The sequence below is a fragment of the Methanobacterium veterum genome, from assembly GCF_000745485.1.
Taxonomy (GTDB): Archaea; Methanobacteriota; Methanobacteria; order Methanobacteriales; family Methanobacteriaceae; genus Methanobacterium_D; species Methanobacterium_D veterum.
In genome coordinates, this window is record NZ_JQJK01000008.1 from 379,978 (window position 1) to 396,476 (window position 16,499).

14 protein-coding genes are annotated in these 16,499 nt (G+C 34.3%); 10 read left to right on the forward strand and 4 right to left on the reverse strand.

All coding sequences use genetic code 11. From position 1 onward, the window contains the following. Positions 1-3: 3 nt before the first annotated feature. Positions 4-450, forward strand: coding sequence for a universal stress protein (locus EJ01_RS01995; protein WP_048080250.1), 447 nt, complete (start codon positions 4-6; stop codon positions 448-450). A 67-nt stretch (positions 451-517) separates the two neighbouring features. On the opposite strand, the gene EJ01_RS02000 is transcribed toward EJ01_RS01995, so the two are convergent. The 3 genes from EJ01_RS02000 to aksF form a co-directional block, all read right to left on the reverse strand. Then, on the reverse strand, positions 518-2,008 hold the full coding sequence (locus EJ01_RS02000; RefSeq protein WP_269221221.1) for a PAS domain-containing protein: 1,491 nt from the start codon (positions 2,006-2,008) through the stop codon (positions 518-520). A 665-nt stretch (positions 2,009-2,673) separates the two neighbouring features. Further along, positions 2,674-3,771 carry a fructose-1,6-bisphosphate aldolase/phosphatase gene (gene fbp, locus EJ01_RS02005; protein WP_048080252.1) on the reverse strand — a complete coding sequence of 366 codons (1,098 nt, stop codon included), beginning with the start codon at positions 3,769-3,771 and terminating at the stop codon, positions 2,674-2,676. A gap of 456 nt (positions 3,772-4,227) precedes the next feature. Beyond that, a complete protein-coding gene (gene aksF, locus EJ01_RS02010) occupies positions 4,228-5,223 on the reverse strand; it encodes a homoisocitrate dehydrogenase (RefSeq protein WP_048080253.1) in 996 nt (331 codons plus the stop codon). A 658-nt stretch (positions 5,224-5,881) separates the two neighbouring features. On the opposite strand from aksF, the gene EJ01_RS02015 reads away from it, so the two are divergent. The 3 genes from EJ01_RS02015 (at position 5,882) to EJ01_RS02025 (ending at position 8,927) form a co-directional block, all read left to right on the forward strand. Next, the gene (locus EJ01_RS02015; protein ID WP_048080254.1) at positions 5,882-6,880 is read left to right on the forward strand and encodes a tetratricopeptide repeat protein; all 999 of its coding nucleotides are present in this window, start codon (positions 5,882-5,884) and stop codon (positions 6,878-6,880) included. Positions 6,881-7,141: 261 nt separating this feature from the next. Continuing rightward, a complete protein-coding gene (locus tag EJ01_RS02020; protein ID WP_048080255.1) occupies positions 7,142-7,702 on the forward strand; it encodes a HEAT repeat domain-containing protein in 561 nt (186 codons plus the stop codon). A 250-nt stretch (positions 7,703-7,952) separates the two neighbouring features. After that, the gene (locus EJ01_RS02025) at positions 7,953-8,927 is read left to right on the forward strand and encodes a malate dehydrogenase (protein WP_048080256.1); all 975 of its coding nucleotides are present in this window, start codon (positions 7,953-7,955) and stop codon (positions 8,925-8,927) included. Positions 8,928-9,055: 128 nt separating this feature from the next. Here the strand turns inward: EJ01_RS02025 and EJ01_RS02030 are convergent, their stop codons facing one another. Next, a complete protein-coding gene (locus EJ01_RS02030; RefSeq protein WP_048080257.1) occupies positions 9,056-9,367 on the reverse strand; it encodes a hypothetical protein in 312 nt (103 codons plus the stop codon). Positions 9,368-9,772: 405 nt separating this feature from the next. Here EJ01_RS02030 and pdxT point away from each other — a divergent pair, with 405 nt between their 5' ends. The 6 genes from pdxT (at position 9,773) to EJ01_RS02060 (ending at position 16,437) form a co-directional block, all read left to right on the forward strand. Then, entirely contained in the window at positions 9,773-10,351 is a 579-nt protein-coding gene (pdxT, locus tag EJ01_RS02035; RefSeq protein WP_048080258.1) for a pyridoxal 5'-phosphate synthase glutaminase subunit PdxT, read from the forward strand. Next, positions 10,339-11,256, forward strand: coding sequence for a class II glutamine amidotransferase domain-containing protein (locus EJ01_RS02040; protein ID WP_048080259.1), 918 nt, complete (start codon positions 10,339-10,341; stop codon positions 11,254-11,256). The genes pdxT and EJ01_RS02040 overlap by 13 nt, the downstream gene beginning before the upstream one ends. Before the next feature lie 17 nt (positions 11,257-11,273). Beyond that, entirely contained in the window at positions 11,274-11,963 is a 690-nt protein-coding gene (locus tag EJ01_RS02045; RefSeq protein ID WP_048080260.1) for a GltB/FmdC/FwdC-like GXGXG domain-containing protein, read from the forward strand. A gap of 36 nt (positions 11,964-11,999) precedes the next feature. Continuing rightward, positions 12,000-13,061, forward strand: coding sequence for a Coenzyme F420 hydrogenase/dehydrogenase, beta subunit C-terminal domain (locus EJ01_RS02050; RefSeq protein WP_048080261.1), 1,062 nt, complete (start codon positions 12,000-12,002; stop codon positions 13,059-13,061). Beyond that, positions 13,062-14,561, forward strand: a complete 1,500-nt coding sequence (locus EJ01_RS02055; protein ID WP_048080262.1) for a glutamate synthase-related protein — start codon at positions 13,062-13,064, stop codon at positions 14,559-14,561. Between the two features lie 649 nt (positions 14,562-15,210). After that, on the forward strand, positions 15,211-16,437 hold the full coding sequence (locus tag EJ01_RS02060; RefSeq protein ID WP_048080263.1) for an ammonium transporter: 1,227 nt from the start codon (positions 15,211-15,213) through the stop codon (positions 16,435-16,437). The last annotated feature ends 62 nt before the right edge of the window (positions 16,438-16,499 follow it).

The following is a 16,499-nucleotide window of genomic DNA, read 5'->3' on the forward strand; positions in this document are numbered from 1 at the left end:
ATCATGTATAGGAAAATATTATTAGCTACAGATAATTCTGAGCAGGCCGAAAAAGCAGGAGAACACGCTATTTCAATGGCAGGTTCAAATAGTGCAGATATCATTGTTTTATACGTAATTGATGCATATTACAAATATGCACTTCCACAAAAAGAGTTAAGAGAACAACTTGATGAACAGTTACGTGAAGATGGAAAAGAAGCTGTTAAAAAATTTAAATCAAAAATAGAGGAAAAAAAGTGTGCAGGTAAATGTCCAAATATTAACCTTATCACCATGATTAAAGAAGGCAAACCTGCAGAAGTTATACTTAAAACAGCAGAAGAAGAAAATGTAGATCACATAGTGATGGGAAAGTCAGGAAAACATGGTATAGAAAGGTTCCTTCTTGGAAGTACAGCTGAAAACGTGGTCAGGGGCTCAAAAATTCCAGTTAATGTCATATCTTAAGTTAAAAAACAGTTCCCCTAATTATAACTTTCTTTTTCAATTCTACAAAAATTTTTTTAATTAACATTCACTTTATTTTAAGTGTATTTTTATCTTTTTTCAGCTTTTTGCGCTCAGTTATATCTCTCCAGTAAATAGATATTCCCTCAGCAGAGGGATAAACACTGAAATCAAACCATTCTCCAGTTCCATACATGCTTGGCGCTTCAAAATGTTGAATTTTGTTAGTTTCCATTGTTCTGCGGAATGTTTCCTCACATCTGGTTTTTACAAGTTCAGGAAATCTTTCCCACAGATTTTGTCCAATAAGATCATCTGCATCGACACCGAAATATTCAGCTGCACATTTATTTACATAAATAAAATTCCAGTAGTAATTTAATGCAATGAAATTATCCTGAATGCTGTCTAAAATTTCAGTTATTTGACGTTTGCTATTAATGAGGTTTTCTTCAGCATTTTTACGTTCAGTATCATCAAATACATAACCTTTAACCTGAATTAACTCATTTAAATCGTTGAAAATACCAACAACGTTAGCAACAACATGGATTCTCATACCATCAGATCTTCTCTGCCAGCTTTGATAACCCAATATCTTATGCTCCTTTTTCAGTCGAGTGACCATATAAGGCCAGTCAAATGGGTTAGATTCAAGAATATTCCATTCGAGAGCCATATTACAGTCATCAAATCCATAAATTTCTGCAAAAGAAGGGTTACACTCGAGAATTTCACCTTCAGGAGTTGCAATAAAATCCCCAGTTAAGTCCTCATCAAAAAGGAGCCTGTATTTCTCTTCACTCTCTTTAAGGGATTCTTCAGCCTGTTTACGTTTAGTATCATCAAACACATAGCCTTTAACCTGAACCAATTCATCTGAATCATCAAAAATACCGATAACATTTGCGACAACATGAATTTGTATTCCATCTGGCCGCTTATGCCAGCTTTGATGATCGTAGATTTTATATTCTATTTTTAAGGAGGTGATCAAATTAATCCAATCATCACGGTTGAAATCGCAAATATTTGATTCAACAGCTTTTTCACAGTTATCAAATCCGTAAATTTCTGCAAAAGCAGGGTTACAATCAATAATTTGACCACAAGTAGTTGCAATAAAATCCCCAGTTAAATCATCTTCAAACCAACGCTTGTATTTATCTTCACTTTTAAGGGGTTCTTCATTTTTACTCGCAGTTATGTCCTGAATCTGGACTAAGTAACCAGCGTTAATAGCAGCAATATTCCATTCAATAAAAATAGTTTTGGGCTTTTTAAGAATATCATGGGAATCACCTCCACTATTTTGAAAATTTAGAGGAGTTTGAAATTTAATTAACCCTTTTTTAAGTAATTCTTCCTTTTTTGAAGCAACATAAGATTTATTAAATAAATTAAGTTTCGCACAATCTTTTAATGAGGAAGTTCCAGTAATTTTTAATGCTGAAGGGTTAGCATCAATTAACCGACCTTCTTTACTGTAAAAAAGAATTCCCATAGGAGATTTATCAAATATCTCTTTGAAATTATCGTAAGTGAGTTTTACTTTTATCCCTCCTCATGCCCAGATTATTAGATTGATTTTATACTATTTTATAGTTTCTTATAGTGAATGACCAAATATTTTTGACGATATTTAATAAGATAATTTGTTTATGTATGCATTTAAATACGTAATTACTGTCAAAACTTTAGGAAACTTTCACAACTTGATTGTGATGCCTGAGGAAACGAAGTTTCCTCGGCCCTGAACATGAAATGTTCGAGGGCATGTAAAAAATTTTCAATTTTTTACGGTTGCAAAACCAATGTTTTTGCAAACATCGAAAATCTACGATTTTTCAAATGCCGTACGAAGCTTGCAAAAATCAAAGATTTTTGCAGCAGCAAATCGAAGATTCGCATGCTTCGTTTTCTGAGTCTCAAAATCTGAGATTTTGAAGACTTTCAGTTTTGACGTTTATGAAATCATCGAAAATCTACGATTTTCGAATACCTAAACTTCATAAGTTTAAAAAGTTACGTCGCTGTAAAAATAAGTTATGCTTAATTTGGATAATTGATTAGAATACATCCAAATTTTTAATCAAATAATCTATCAAACATAAATAAAAATTAGACTATTAACTAGAGATTCAGGGAAATATAAATTAATGAAAAACAAATGCTATTTAAGAATTTAACTAATCTAAATTAAAAAAAGAATTGAGAATAAAATTAATCTATATCCTCAAATCTGCCTTCTAATTTTTCCATTACACCAGGAAGACTTGTGTATTCCATTTCATCTGCAGGTAACCTGTGTGGTTCAAATGGACCGTGCCTTCTCATGTAATCTGCTATTTCTGCTGCCTGTTTCCTTGCAGGGTCGTATGCAGGATCGTCGAACATATCTGCAGGTCCTACAAGTTCACCATCTGCAATCTGGAATCCAAGAGCCATAACTCGTGGAGGTCCGTCAAATCTTACAGGGTAAGCGTTTTTCTGCCCTACAGGCATTAATGGACCGTTGTGTGAACCTCTCATCCATCCTCCAACTAAATGTGGGAATGCAAATGGTTCTACAACTTCTCCAGCGGCAGGGAATCCTGATTGTGACCTTACAATTGCAACTGGGTCATCTTTACCAACATAAGATCCAGCCATTAAGTTTAATCTTTCTGTACTTATTGCAGCTGCTATTTCATTGTCGTCTTTTCTTATAACACGTTTTATTACGTATCTGCTTATTGATCCAAGAAGTGCGAGTGCATCGTACATCTCTTCAGGACAGTTCATTGTAACTTTTTTGTGTTCCATTACATCAAATATTTCAAATTTATATCCGTTGTGTAAGGAAGGGTCTATTACAAGTCCAGCTGTGTTAAAAGGGTCTGCAAACATTCTAAAAATAGGCAGGTTAAATGCACCAGGTTCTGTTTTATCGCAACAGAAAACAACTACAGGGTCACTTGGCCTTTCTTTAAATTCCATCTCTGCTACACCAGGGCCCATTCCTTTGATGTTTCCTGAGAATGTGTCTGAGAGAAGGTCTTGACCTGCACCATAAAGTTTTAAATCTTTTGCGATTGCAGTTGCTTCCATAAATGCATTAAATGCTAATTCATGGATTTCTTTGTTTTCTTCACCCTGTTTGTGGGTCATTATAAGTTCTGTGTCGTCCCCACAGTTGGTTACATAATAGTCTGTAAGAAGTTCTTCTTCTTTTGCCTTTGCAAGGATCTCTTCACATTTTGCAAGTAATGCAGGGTGAGCTATTCCATGTCCTGCAACACTTCCAACGTCTGCTTTAATTACGCTAATTGTAGTTTTCATATAAAAATTCCTCCAATTAATATAAAAATCTTTTAAACGTTGAGGAAAATGCAACGCATGCAAACACATAGTGTTTGCTGTTACAAAATCGAAGATTTTGTAAACATTTTCTGAACCCAAAAATCTTTGATTTTTGTGGTTGTAAAAAACTGATTAAAGGTGGATTCAGTTATTTCAAATGAACAGTTTAAGTTCAAAAATATTAAAAACATTGCTACCTTTTATATCACCCTTAACTCTATAAAAAATATGATTCTGTATCAATATAAAACTTACTATGTCACTGTTTTCCTGAAATTTTCTAGAATTTTATTTAATATTAAATAGTCATGTTAAATATCTATTATACTCATAAATTTATTATAATTGGCGATTTAATTAATTTACAGATCTAATGAACTGATTTAATTAATAGTAGAATGGATTCACAAAATTTAAGGTTATATACCTAAAAAATTATTTAGATTCTATTTTACTTTTAACCTCAAGGGCCATCTCCATTGTGGTTGCACTGCCTCCACAGTCACAAGTTACTACTTTACGTTCACTCAGAACTTTCATCAATGCATTTTCGACTTTACGGGCTGCATCATGTTCTTTAAGGTAATCAAGCATCATTACTGCAGACAATATCATTGCGGAGGGGTTTGCAATATTTTTTCCAGCAATATCTGGTGCTGACCCATGTACTGGTTCAAATAAACCATTATTTTTTCCAATATTAGCCGAAGGTATTAATCCAAGCCCACCAACAAGTCCTGCACCTTCGTCTGAGAGTATATCCCCATATAAGTTCGTTGTGACAATCACATCGAACATTTGAGGTTTTGTAATGAAAAACATTGCTGTAGCATCCACATAAAAGTCATTGGTTTCAATACCATCGTAACCTTCGGCGACATTATAAAAAGTATCTTTAAACAAACCATCTGTTTTTTTAAGTACATTTGCCTTGTGAACAGCGCTGACTCTGTTTCTCCCATTCTCTTTAGCATATTCAAAAGCGAATTTACAAATTCTTTCACTTGCTTTGGTCGTGATAATTCTTGTAGCCGTTGCACCGCCTTCTGTTTCTTTTTCAATACCAGAATAAAGACCTTCTGTATTTTCTCTTACAATGATAAAATCAAGATCTTTAAAAATACTCTTCACACCAGGGTAAGATTTAACAGGTCTCAAATTAGCATAAAGATCTAATTCCTTTCGCAGTGTTATAATAGCACTTTTTTGGCTACGAATGGATGTTACAGCTCCAAATAGGGAGGCATCACAATCTTTTGCGATTTGAATTGTTTCATCAGGTATTGTGGTACCAGTTCGCCTAAAACACTTTTCTCCAGCGCGCGCCTCTTTATAATTGAACTTAATATCCAAAGCATCTAAAACCTGTAGCGTTGCATCCATAACTTCCTTCCCAATGCCATCTCCAGGTATAACTGCTATATCATACATTAACTCACCAAAATATCCTTTGTTGATAATATACATTTTTCTGTATAAAACATACTTTTAATTTTATATCTAAAATTCATTTTTTAAAATGTTTTTGAATCGTAAAATAAGTCACCTTCTCAATTAAATATTTTTAATGTATTAAAATAGTTAATACCATTCCATATATATTTTACATAATTTAAATTATGTATATTAATTTAAAATAAAATTGTATTTATTTAATCCATTAAAATTAGGATAAAGAGTGGTCCGGCACCCTTTTAAAGCTCAAATATGGAATAGCTTAAGGGCACCATTGTATAATATAACTTTAAAGAATATAAATCAAATGGTATTTGTGAAATATGTCACATTACCATAGATAAAGACTATTTTAGATCATGATGAGTTGTCATATTTAAATAATTAAATTATTATTTTAAAAATAAGGGATAATTAAACATGTGATTCAATATAATAAGGACAATTAATCAATTGTTCATATTATTAATTATTTTTAGCAATTATTTTACAGAAATTATAAAGAAACTTTGTGCAAAATTATATTAATATTAAACAGCATATAATAACCTAATTAAAACCATCCTTTACGCATAATACTTTTACTAGGATATTTATATCAAAAATAAGGATAAATTAAACGAGGTGTGATATAATGTGGGACATATTCCAATCCATTGGAAGCATTGCCAAAGTTAAGGAAAAAGGATCATTTAGAAACTATCAAAAAAAGCTTAAAGGATATCAAGAAAATGAAGCCAACGTTTTAATTGATATGGGCGTATTATGTTTCGAGAATGAAAACTTTGACAAATCACTACAGTATCTTGAAAATGCTCGTCGAATATATTTTAATCTTGATGAAAAAGAAGCCGAAGCTTTCGTATCAGACATAATAGGAGATGTTTATCTTAGTACAAGAGAAATAGATAAAGCTTTAACAGAGTACCAGAGATCATTTAGACGGTATGCCTCAGTAAAATCACCCATGAAAAATGAGATGTTTGAGAAAATAAAAGAAGTAGAAGACATAAAAGAAGCTATAGACCTTGCAAGTGAAGATAAAATAAATGCCAAAATAGAAGAAGAGTCTAATTATGAGGATATGGATGAAGAATTCTGTGATAACACTCATGATGAAGATGAGAGTATAGAAGAGAGATATACATGTAAACTTAATTATGAGAAAATAGCTCCCAAAATAGAAAACCTCATGAATATAATTAAAAAAAGATACGCGGTTAAAGAATACCTGGAAAATAGATATGAAATAAATTATATCAGAAAATCCCTCATAGAAGCACATAAAAACCTAGAACATGAAAAAGAAGCAGTGCTATTTTTAATTATGGGTAATTTTTTCATAAAAGAGGAAAAAACATACAGTGCCATGCAAAATTTTAAAGATGCCTTCAATCTATTTTATGAAATAGGAGATAATGAAGGAAAAGCATTTTCCCTCCTTTTTTTGGGGATAACATATTATGTATTAGGTAAAGAAGATAAAATATACAGCATATTTAAAGAAGCAATGAATATTCTTGAAGAATTAAAAGATATGGAAGGAAAATCAGCTGCAATACATATTATAAATACATTATACAGCGAAGATATATGTTTAGATAACAACCATAGCAACACTGCCACTACCTAATTAAACTAATTAAATCCATTAATTCATATTATTTTTGATTTAGTCTTATAGTTTATCTTTTTAGCTATTAATTTCTAAAATGCTATAAAGGATACTACTTAGCTACTTTATAAAAATAAATTTTTAACTCATTCCATTAAATATATTCCAAATGAAAGACAAATAATATATAAAAACCATCCAAATGCCAATATTTGCTCTAAAATTGCAGTTATATTAAATTATAATCTGCAGGTTATGAATATCAAACAGGTGTATAAAATGGAAAAGGAAGAAAATATTAAAAGATTGATCCAAAATTTTAAGGATAATGATGACCATGTTCGTCGTCAAACTTCAGAACTTCTTGAAGAAATTGGAGAACCTGCTGTAGATGAACTTATTCAAGCTCTGGAAGACGAAGATAGAAATATTAGGAGAGGAGCTGCACTTGCCCTTGGAGAAATCAAAGATGAGAGAGCCATAAATCCCCTTATAAAAACCCTTAATGATGAAAATAAATGGGTTAGGCGTCAGGTATCAGGTTCACTTGGAAATATGGGAGATGCAGCCGTGGATCCCCTCATTGATGCTTTAAATCACCATAACTGGCGTGTTAGGGGAGGGGCAGCATGGGCCCTCGGAAAGATTGGAAATAAAAAAGCTGTTGAACCCCTTATAAGCACATTAGATGATGAAAGCGGTTTTGTTAGAAGCGGAACAGCATGGGCCCTTGGACAATTAGGAGATAAACAGGCCATTGAACCTCTAAATAAAATTACAGATGATAAAAGTACTTTTGTTCGTAAAGTAGCAAAAGTGTCCTTAAAAAGACTGGAATAAAAGAATATACTGTCTTTTATTACCATTTTTTTAAATTAAATAAGTCTAATTAAACAATTGGTTTATATCTACCTGATTTAAATAAAAAATCATCCATCAAATTTGAGATACAACTACCAATATTCATCAATTTATAAAAAATAATAATTACTTTTAATAATCACCATTACATATAATATTCAAGCATAAAGTTGGACTTTGAAGTATTGTTTAATTACTTTTTTTAATCTAATAATTTGAAGGTGTTATATTGAAAGTTAGTATAATCGGCGCAACAGGAAGAGTAGGCAGGGCTGCAGCATTCTGTTTGGCTGAGGAAAATTCAGTTAATAAATTAGTGCTTATAGCTAGAGAAGAAAGCGTTGATAAAATAAAAGGAGAATCATTAGATATTTATGATGCGCTTGCTGCAAAAGGAGTATATGTTTCTATAAAAACTTCTTCTGATCTTAGCAGTATTGAAGGTTCAGATGTAGTTGTTTTAACTGCAGGGGCTTCAAGAAGGCCAGGAATGGAAAGAGCAGATTTAGGCTCTCTTAATGCAGAAATAGTTGCAGATTATGCAAAAAAAATCGCAGAAATTTCTCCAGATTCAATAATACTTGTTATAACTAATCCTGTAGATGTTATGACATATGTAGCTTTAAAAGCATCTGGATTTAGTAAAAATAAAGTTTTTGGCCTTGGAAATCACCTGGATTCATTGAGATTTAAAAATTATATGGCAAAACATTTCCACGTGCATGTAAGTGAAATACATACCCGAATAATTGGCCAGCACGGTCCCCACATGGTTCCGCTTATAAGCTCAACATCTATTGGAGGTATTCCCATTGAATACTATTCTGCATGGGATTATTTCACAGGTTACCAACCCTTTGATATTAAAAAAACCATCGAAACTGTAAAAAATGCAGGCAATAATATAATCAGTAAAAAGGGTGCAACAGAATATGGACCCGCCTTTGCTATTTCCAACATTGTAACCACAATTTTAAACGACGAAAGGAAAATATTAACAGTCAGCGCATTTCTTGAAGGAGAAATAGAGGGAATAGATGATGTTTGTCTTGGAGTACCAGTTAAACTTGGAATAGATGGTATAGAAGGCATATTGCCAATAAAAATGAGTGAAGAAGAACGAGATAGTTTTATAGAAGCTGCAGAAGTGGTTAAAAAAGATACAAAAAAGATTATGGAAAATTTAAATTCAGAAGATCCATAATACTGCCATTTTTTGTGTTTATATACAGTTCAAATAATCTCTTTTTAATATTCAAATATAATTGCAGGATTAAATCTATGTGAAAATAAAAATAATATAAATTTTAAAAATAAAATTAAATTAATTGCTTACTGAGTCAGAGTATTTGTAGTCTTTTTAGTTGTAGTAGATGTGCTTGAATTAGAAGGGTTCGAAGTATGATTATTTGAACTAGACTTATTTGTAGTATTTGTAGCTACATGTTTTGTACTACTTGAGCTAGTGGATTTACTTTTTGAATAAGACGAATCAGAACCGCTAGAATAGTCTGAGCCATTTGTTGAATTATTTGATAATGTAATATTAGGCATTATCTGTGTATTTTGGGATGCGAAAATGTACCCAATAACACCAAGCAAGATAAATATTATCAATACCAACCCAATGGTTAATTTTTGCATTGTGTTTTCTCCTTGAATTAATTTCAAAACTTTAAGAAACTTTAGTTCTTGATAAACCCCAAAATCTGTGATTTTTTAGGGAGTCACATACTATAATTTACAATATGATTATGAGATATATTTGAAATGATAATCTTTGGTATATTAATTTATTGGAATATGATTGAATGCTATTTTTAAAGTTTTTAACAGATCCGTATCACAAAACTTTATATAAGTGTTCAATTATACCATTCATCACTACCTAAATTTTGAACATTGTATAAAAAAAATAAAAATATGAACCATCTTTTCAGAAATGTGTCATTTTCGGAAAATAGTTTCCGGTAAATTTATATAACATTATTTTAAAATAGTATCAGCTTATAGTAACTACAAAGAGTCTAACAAACAGAGGAAACAAATATGACTACAATTGGTATTTTAAATTTACAAGGAGATGTTTCTGAACATTTTGAAGCCATGAAAAAAACTGCATGCGACATAGATAAAAATGTAGATGTTTTTAAGGTAAAAACCAGCGCGGAAGTTTCAAAGTGTGATGGTATAATAATCTCAGGTGGAGAAAGCACTGTTATCGGGACATTAATGGAAGAAACAGGTATTAAAAAGGCTATCATAGACAAGAATATACCTGTAATGGGAACATGTGCTGGGATGGTTCTCCTTGCAAAAAAAACCGATTATGAGCAGCCTTTGCTTGGATTAATTGACATGGAAGTTAAAAGAAATGCATTTGGAAGACAGAAAGTTTCATTTGAAGATGATATTGAAATTTTTGGTAAAAAATTCAAAGGCATTTTTATAAGAGCTCCCTACATTGAGAAAGTAGGGGAAAATGTAGACATACTCTCAAAGTATAATGAAAGAATTGTTGCAGTAAAAAGTGGAAAGCATATTGCCACAGCATTCCATCCAGAGCTTACAGGCGATACAACGATCCACGAGTACTTCATAAAGGAGGTATTAAATTGTGCGGAATAGCCGGAGTCGTATTTAAAGACAAAAAACTTCACCCAGTAGGAGAAATCATGACCAGAATGCTTGATGCCCTACAACACAGAGGCCCAGATTCTGCAGGTTTTTCCATATATGGAGGCCTTGGTCTAGCAGAAAACGAATATCTGTTAAATATTGAGGTAAAAGAAAAACCTGGCCTTTTAGATCAAGTAAAAGAAGCAGTAAACACAGTTACACAGATCGAAACAGAAGAAATAATTCCATCCGTGGAAAACTACAACATTTACAGATGTAAAATAGCCCTTAATTCATTTGAGGAACTTAAACCACTCATCATGGACGTGGATAAGTTAGAAGATGTAATTGTACTTAATGGAAGTCATTCATTTGAAATGATAAAGGATGTAGGATCTGTAAAAGAAATTGCAGATAGATATGATACTTATTCAAAAATGGGGACCCATGCAATAGGTCATACAAGGTTTTCCACCGAAAGTATAGTTGACCGTTACCATGCACACCCATTCCAGAGTTATATTACAGCAGATATAACTGTGGTTCACAATGGTCAAATTACCAATTACTGGAAAATAAGGGATCCTTTAGAAAGGAAAGGACATATATTCGAGACTAATAACGATACAGAATGTATTGTTCACTACATAGCTGATAAATTACACGAAGGCTACAAACTTGAGGAAGCCTTAGAACAATCAGTGAAAGATATGGATGGCCCATTCTCATACATCGTTGGAACACCAAATGGTGTTGGAATAGCCAAAGACCAACTAGGACTCAGACCTGGTGTTCTTGCTGAAAATGATGAAGTGTTCGCCATAGCCTCTGAAGAGGTTTCTCTTCGTGCAGTAATGGATACACATGATATAGACCAAATATCACCAGGAGAAACAAGGGCATACACAATTTAACAGGTTTAGGTGATTTCATGAGTGAAATAGTAATTGATGCTAATTCAAAAGAACCAAGGGAAATAAATCGTGCCATTAAAAAAGCTGCCAAAGAATACGATAAAATCATTATAAAAAATCCAAATGCTATGCATTACATGCTTGCAGGGCTTACAGACCCTGTGGAGGTTGTAATTGAAGGTTCCGCAGGTTACTTTGCAGGTACCATGATAGACGGCGCTAAAGTACACATAACTGAAAATGCAGGATGGTTCCCAGCAGATAATATGACTGGTGGAGAAGTCATAATAGATGGAGCAGCTGGAGACGGCGTTGGACAGGGAATATATGACGGTACTGTTGTTGTACGGAGGAATGTAGGTTCCAGAACTGGAGAAATAATGAAGAATGGTACCATAATAGTTGGTGGAAATTCTGGATTTATGAGCGGGCTTTTCATGATGGGAGGACGTATAATCGTGCTTGGAGATATTTCAGATGATGCTGGTGAATCCATAATAAGAGGAACCATATACGTTCTTGGAGATATAAAAAGCCTTGGTAAAAATGCCAAAATTGAAGAAATTGACGATGAAGATAAAAAAGAACTTAAAGAACTCTTACCTGCTTACGGATTTGAACTAGAAGAAGGAAAATACGATGAGTTCAGAAAAATAGTTCCACGAAGTAAACGACCTTTCTATGGTAAAGATACAGAGGAAGGATAAGGGGGAGATACTATTACACAAGAACAAAAAGTCGCAATGGTTGGGACACCATGTCAAATGGTTGCAGCAACTAAAATGGACAAACTCCTTGATGAAGAGTTCCCAGTAGATATTAAAATTGGACTTTTCTGTATGGAGAACTTCTCTTATTCATACATGAAGGAAATGCTTAAAGAATATGATGTGGATATAAAAGATGTTACAGAGTGCAGAATCGAAAAAGGATTCGCATGGTTCTTCTTAACCGAAGATAGAACTGTGAAAATCCCTTTAAGTAAAGCAAAAAAATGCGTTCGTAAAAACTGTACAGTATGTATGGACTTCACATCAGAACTTTCAGACGTGTCAGTTGGTTCTGTAGGCTCTCCTGAAGGATGGTCCACAGTTATAATAAGGACTGAAAAAGGATTGAAACTCATAGAAGCTGCAGAAAAAGATAATTATATACAAACAAAACCAATTGCAGATTCTGGACTTAAAATAATGGAAAAACTTGCAAAAGAGAAAAAAAGTGAAAGCAAGGAAGAAATTAAAAAAAGGGAAAGAGTTGGAAGACCAGTATTATACAGAAGGGAAATATTTGGAGACGAATATGAAAATGAGGTTTCAAACTGCACTTTCCAGGACTTAAAAGGAGATGTAGTAGATATAGGTGCATGTGTCCTCTGCGGAGCATGTGTTTACGCATGTCCTGAAGAAGCCGTTGCAATAAAAGACAGAAAACCTGAACTTGTAGGTAAATGTGTTGAAGGATGCAACGCATGTTATGTTGCATGTCCTAGGACATATATTCCAGATGAAATATTAAGCAAAGAAGCTGATAACAAACCATTTGGAGATTACATCAAAATAGTATCTGTAAAAGCCCCTATGGTAAAAGGTCAGGACGGAGGAGTTGCAACAGCTCTCTTAACCTATGCATTATCCAGCGATATGGTTGATAATGCTATGATTGTTGATAAAAGCAGTATTGAACCATGGAAACCTGAAGCTAAGATTACAGATAACATTGCAGAGGTTCTTAAAGCTTCAGGAACTAAATACTCAGCATGCCCAATTTTTAAACCACTTAAAGAATCTAAAGAGGGGGGAAGTTAAATGCCATTCAAGGTAGAAAAAAACAAAGAACTTTGCAGAAGAAACTTCGACCGGCCGGGTTGCTGCTGGTACATGTGCGACAATAGAAATGAAGAACTCTGCAAAAACTGTTATTCCTGTTTTAATAACTGTCCTCATGGAGTTTATGAGATAATTGATGATGAATCTTATCCTATACATCATGAAAACTGTGTTGGATGCAGAATCTGTGAAGAAATGTGTCCAAATAATGCAATTGAAGTAATTGCAGTCCCTGAAGATAGGAGAAACGTCTGGTCATTTGCAGACCTTGTAGAAATTAACAGGAAATCAATGGAAGGTTCATACAAGGTAAGAGGTTGTGGAGCAACACGTGTCATTCCAACCTTTGACGACCTCGTAATTGTACCTGCACAGGTCTCAAGACCTCCTATTGACAAGTACAGGGAACCATGTAACACAAAAGTAACTTTAGGGTCCAGATATGCAGAAAACCCAATTGAACTCGACACCCCAATAATGATTGCAGCAATGTCATTTGGTGCATTAAGCAAAGAAGCAAAAATAGCACTTGCAATGGGTGCAACCCTTGCTGGTACTGCTACAAACACCGGTGAAGGTGGAATGCTTCCAGAAGAAAGGAAATACGCATCAAAACTCATAGCACAATACGCATCCGGAAGATTTGGCGTATCTGCAGATTACTTAAACAATTCAGAAGCAGTGGAAATCAAAATAGGTCAAGGTGCAAAATCTGGTATGGGCGGACACCTTCTAGGTGAAAAGGTAACAGCAGACGTTTCAATGATACGGAAAATCCCTGTGGGAACTGACGCTCTAAGTCCAGCAAGGCACATGGATATTGTAGGCCCTGAAGATTTAAGCATGAAAATAGACCAGTTAAGGGAAATAACCGACTGGAAAGTACCTATAATCGTTAAATTCACTTCAGGTAGAGTTAGCGACGACGTTAAAATTGCGGCAAAAGCAGGTGCTGATATAATTGTTGTAGACGGTATGCAGGGAGGAACTGGTGCAGGACCAGAAGTGGTCACAGAGCATTCAGGTGTTCCAACCATAGCTGCAATTGTAGAAGCAGATGAAGCATTAAAACATGTGAACCTGCGTAAAAAAGTGAGCCTTGTAGCTGGTGGAGGTATCAGAAGTGGTGCTGACGTTGCGAAGGCAATTGCTTTAGGTGCTGATGCAGTTTATATAGCAACATCTGCTTTAGTTTCACTTGGATGTAGAGTTTGCCAGACATGTTACACAGGAACATGTAGAAAAGGAATTGCAACCCAAAATCCTCAGCTTAGAAGACGTTTAGATTACGTAGAAGGAGGTAAACAGGTTGCAAGATACATAGAAGCTATGACTGAAGAAGCTTGTATGTTGACCCAGCAGGCAGGAAACACTGACCTGCAGAAACTTGAAAAAGATGATTTGAGGGCACTAACTGTTGAATCATCACTTTTAACCGGTGTTAAACTGGCAGGATTAGAAGCTCCTGTTAAATATTAACAGGAATCACTTGAAAATCCATCAAAATCCTCAAAAAACCATAGGTTTTTTGTGCCGTCGAACACGAAGTGTTCGGGCATTCGAAATCTTTGATTTCGAAAGGTTCGGAAAATCCGTGATTTTCCTCAACCTCAAAAAATTCTATGAATTTTTTGAATTTTGGGGCATAGAAAATCTATGATTTTCTAATGCTCTGATGAATCAGAGATTTTCGGTGTTTGAAAATCTCTCAAAAATTCGAAGAATTTTTGGAGCGCAAAACCTTCGGTTTTGCAAGTTTCGATTTTCAACAGTAAAAAATCGAAGATTTTTTACATGCCCCAAATACTTCGTATTTGAGGGCTTCTTTTTCTTTAATTTTTGAATTAGAGTTAAACTTTTTTTGAAAACGTTTTATACATATTTTTTTCCTAAATTTTTATACTATTGATCTACACCCTTAAGAGCTATTTTTAAGATACCTGATCAAATATCACCACAAAAGATATATATGATGCTGTAAGACTCTTAATATCGGAAATCGGTTTCCTACACCCCCCTTCCGTCGGAACACGGAAACATAGTTCCGATGAATGAAATGTATAAATTTCAAATTCAATGAATGTTACAGTCTAAAAATCAGGATTAAATAAATTGGAGGAAAAATTGTATGATTCTTGATAGTGGTGATACAGCGTGGATGCTAATATCCACTGCACTCGTAATTCTAATGACGATTCCTGGTGTAGCCCTATTTTATGGAGGTTTAATCAGGAAAGAAAATGTTTTAAACACGATGTTACTCTCGTTTGTTACCTTTGCAATAGTAAGTGTTCTGTGGTTTATCTATGGTTACGATCTAACATTTGGTGCTGATATGTGGGGAGTAATAGGCAGCATTACAAACCCCGTATTCAATGGAGTACTTGAATCAAAATCCCTTGCAACTCTGGCCCCTACCATACCCACAGGCCTTTATGCAATATTCCAGATGACATTTGCGGCTATTACAGTGGCACTTATATCAGGTGCTGTAGTTGAAAGAATGAAATTTTCAGCATGGCTTGCATTTGTACCAGTATGGCTTACACTTGTTTATGTGCCTGTAGCTCACTGGATGTGGGGAGGCGGATTCCTTGCACAGATGGGTGCTCTTGACTTTGCAGGAGGTATAGTCGTGCATTTAACCAGCGGTATAGCTGCTCTTGCACTTGTACTTGTCCTTGGGGCAAGAAAAGATATAAGATTACTTCCTCATCACTTAGGATATTCAGTAATGGGTGCTGGACTACTCTGGTTCGGCTGGTTCGGATTTAACGCAGGATCAGCATTATCTGCAGGGGACTTAGCAGTCTCTGCCATGATTGTAACCAATACTTCTGCTGCAGTAGGTATGATTGCATGGATGCTTATGGATAAATTAAAAACAGGAAAACCTACTTTACTTGGTGCATTATCAGGTGCAATTGCAGGACTCGCATCTATAACACCTGCAGCAGGATATGTAAATATTACAGCAGCAATAATAATCGGTTTCTTTGCATCAATATTTGCATACAACGCAGTATCATGGTTAAAACCACGCCTCGGCTACGACGATGCTTTAGACGTATTTGGTATACATGGAATATGCGGTATCACTGGTGCAGTTGCAATTGGTATATTCGCAAATCCTCTCATAAACAGCGTTACCACCGGAGGTATTCTCTTTGGAAATTTCAATTTATTAGGAGTCCAACTTTTAGCGATTGCAGTTGTTGCAGTTTATTCATTTGTACTCACTGTTGTTATTGCTAAAATAATCGACAAAATCATCGGACTTAGAGTTACAGATGAACATGAGGTACAGGGTCTTGATGTTAACCTTCATGAGGAATCCGGCTACAGATTATCTTAGGTACATATAAATGGGCAAATACCTAAATAATGGAAATATACTGGAAATAGAAGTAGTGAGTT

Coding starts and splice junctions, on each gene's coding strand:
- EJ01_RS01995 (WP_048080250.1), top strand. CDS start 4: ATGTATAGGAAAATATTATTAGCTACAGATAATTCTGAGCAGGCCGAA.
- fbp (WP_048080252.1), bottom strand. CDS start 3,771: ATGAAAACTACAATTAGCGTAATTAAAGCAGACGTTGGAAGTGTTGCA.
- aksF (WP_048080253.1), bottom strand. CDS start 5,223: ATGTATGATATAGCAGTTATACCTGGAGATGGCATTGGGAAGGAAGTT.
- EJ01_RS02015 (WP_048080254.1), top strand. CDS start 5,882: ATGTGGGACATATTCCAATCCATTGGAAGCATTGCCAAAGTTAAGGAA.
- EJ01_RS02020 (WP_048080255.1), top strand. CDS start 7,142: ATGGAAAAGGAAGAAAATATTAAAAGATTGATCCAAAATTTTAAGGAT.
- EJ01_RS02030 (WP_048080257.1), bottom strand. CDS start 9,367: ATGCAAAAATTAACCATTGGGTTGGTATTGATAATATTTATCTTGCTT.
- pdxT (WP_048080258.1), top strand. CDS start 9,773: ATGACTACAATTGGTATTTTAAATTTACAAGGAGATGTTTCTGAACAT.
- EJ01_RS02045 (WP_048080260.1), top strand. CDS start 11,274: ATGAGTGAAATAGTAATTGATGCTAATTCAAAAGAACCAAGGGAAATA.
- EJ01_RS02050 (WP_048080261.1), top strand. CDS start 12,000: ATGGTTGGGACACCATGTCAAATGGTTGCAGCAACTAAAATGGACAAA.
- EJ01_RS02055 (WP_048080262.1), top strand. CDS start 13,062: ATGCCATTCAAGGTAGAAAAAAACAAAGAACTTTGCAGAAGAAACTTC.
- EJ01_RS02060 (WP_048080263.1), top strand. CDS start 15,211: ATGATTCTTGATAGTGGTGATACAGCGTGGATGCTAATATCCACTGCA.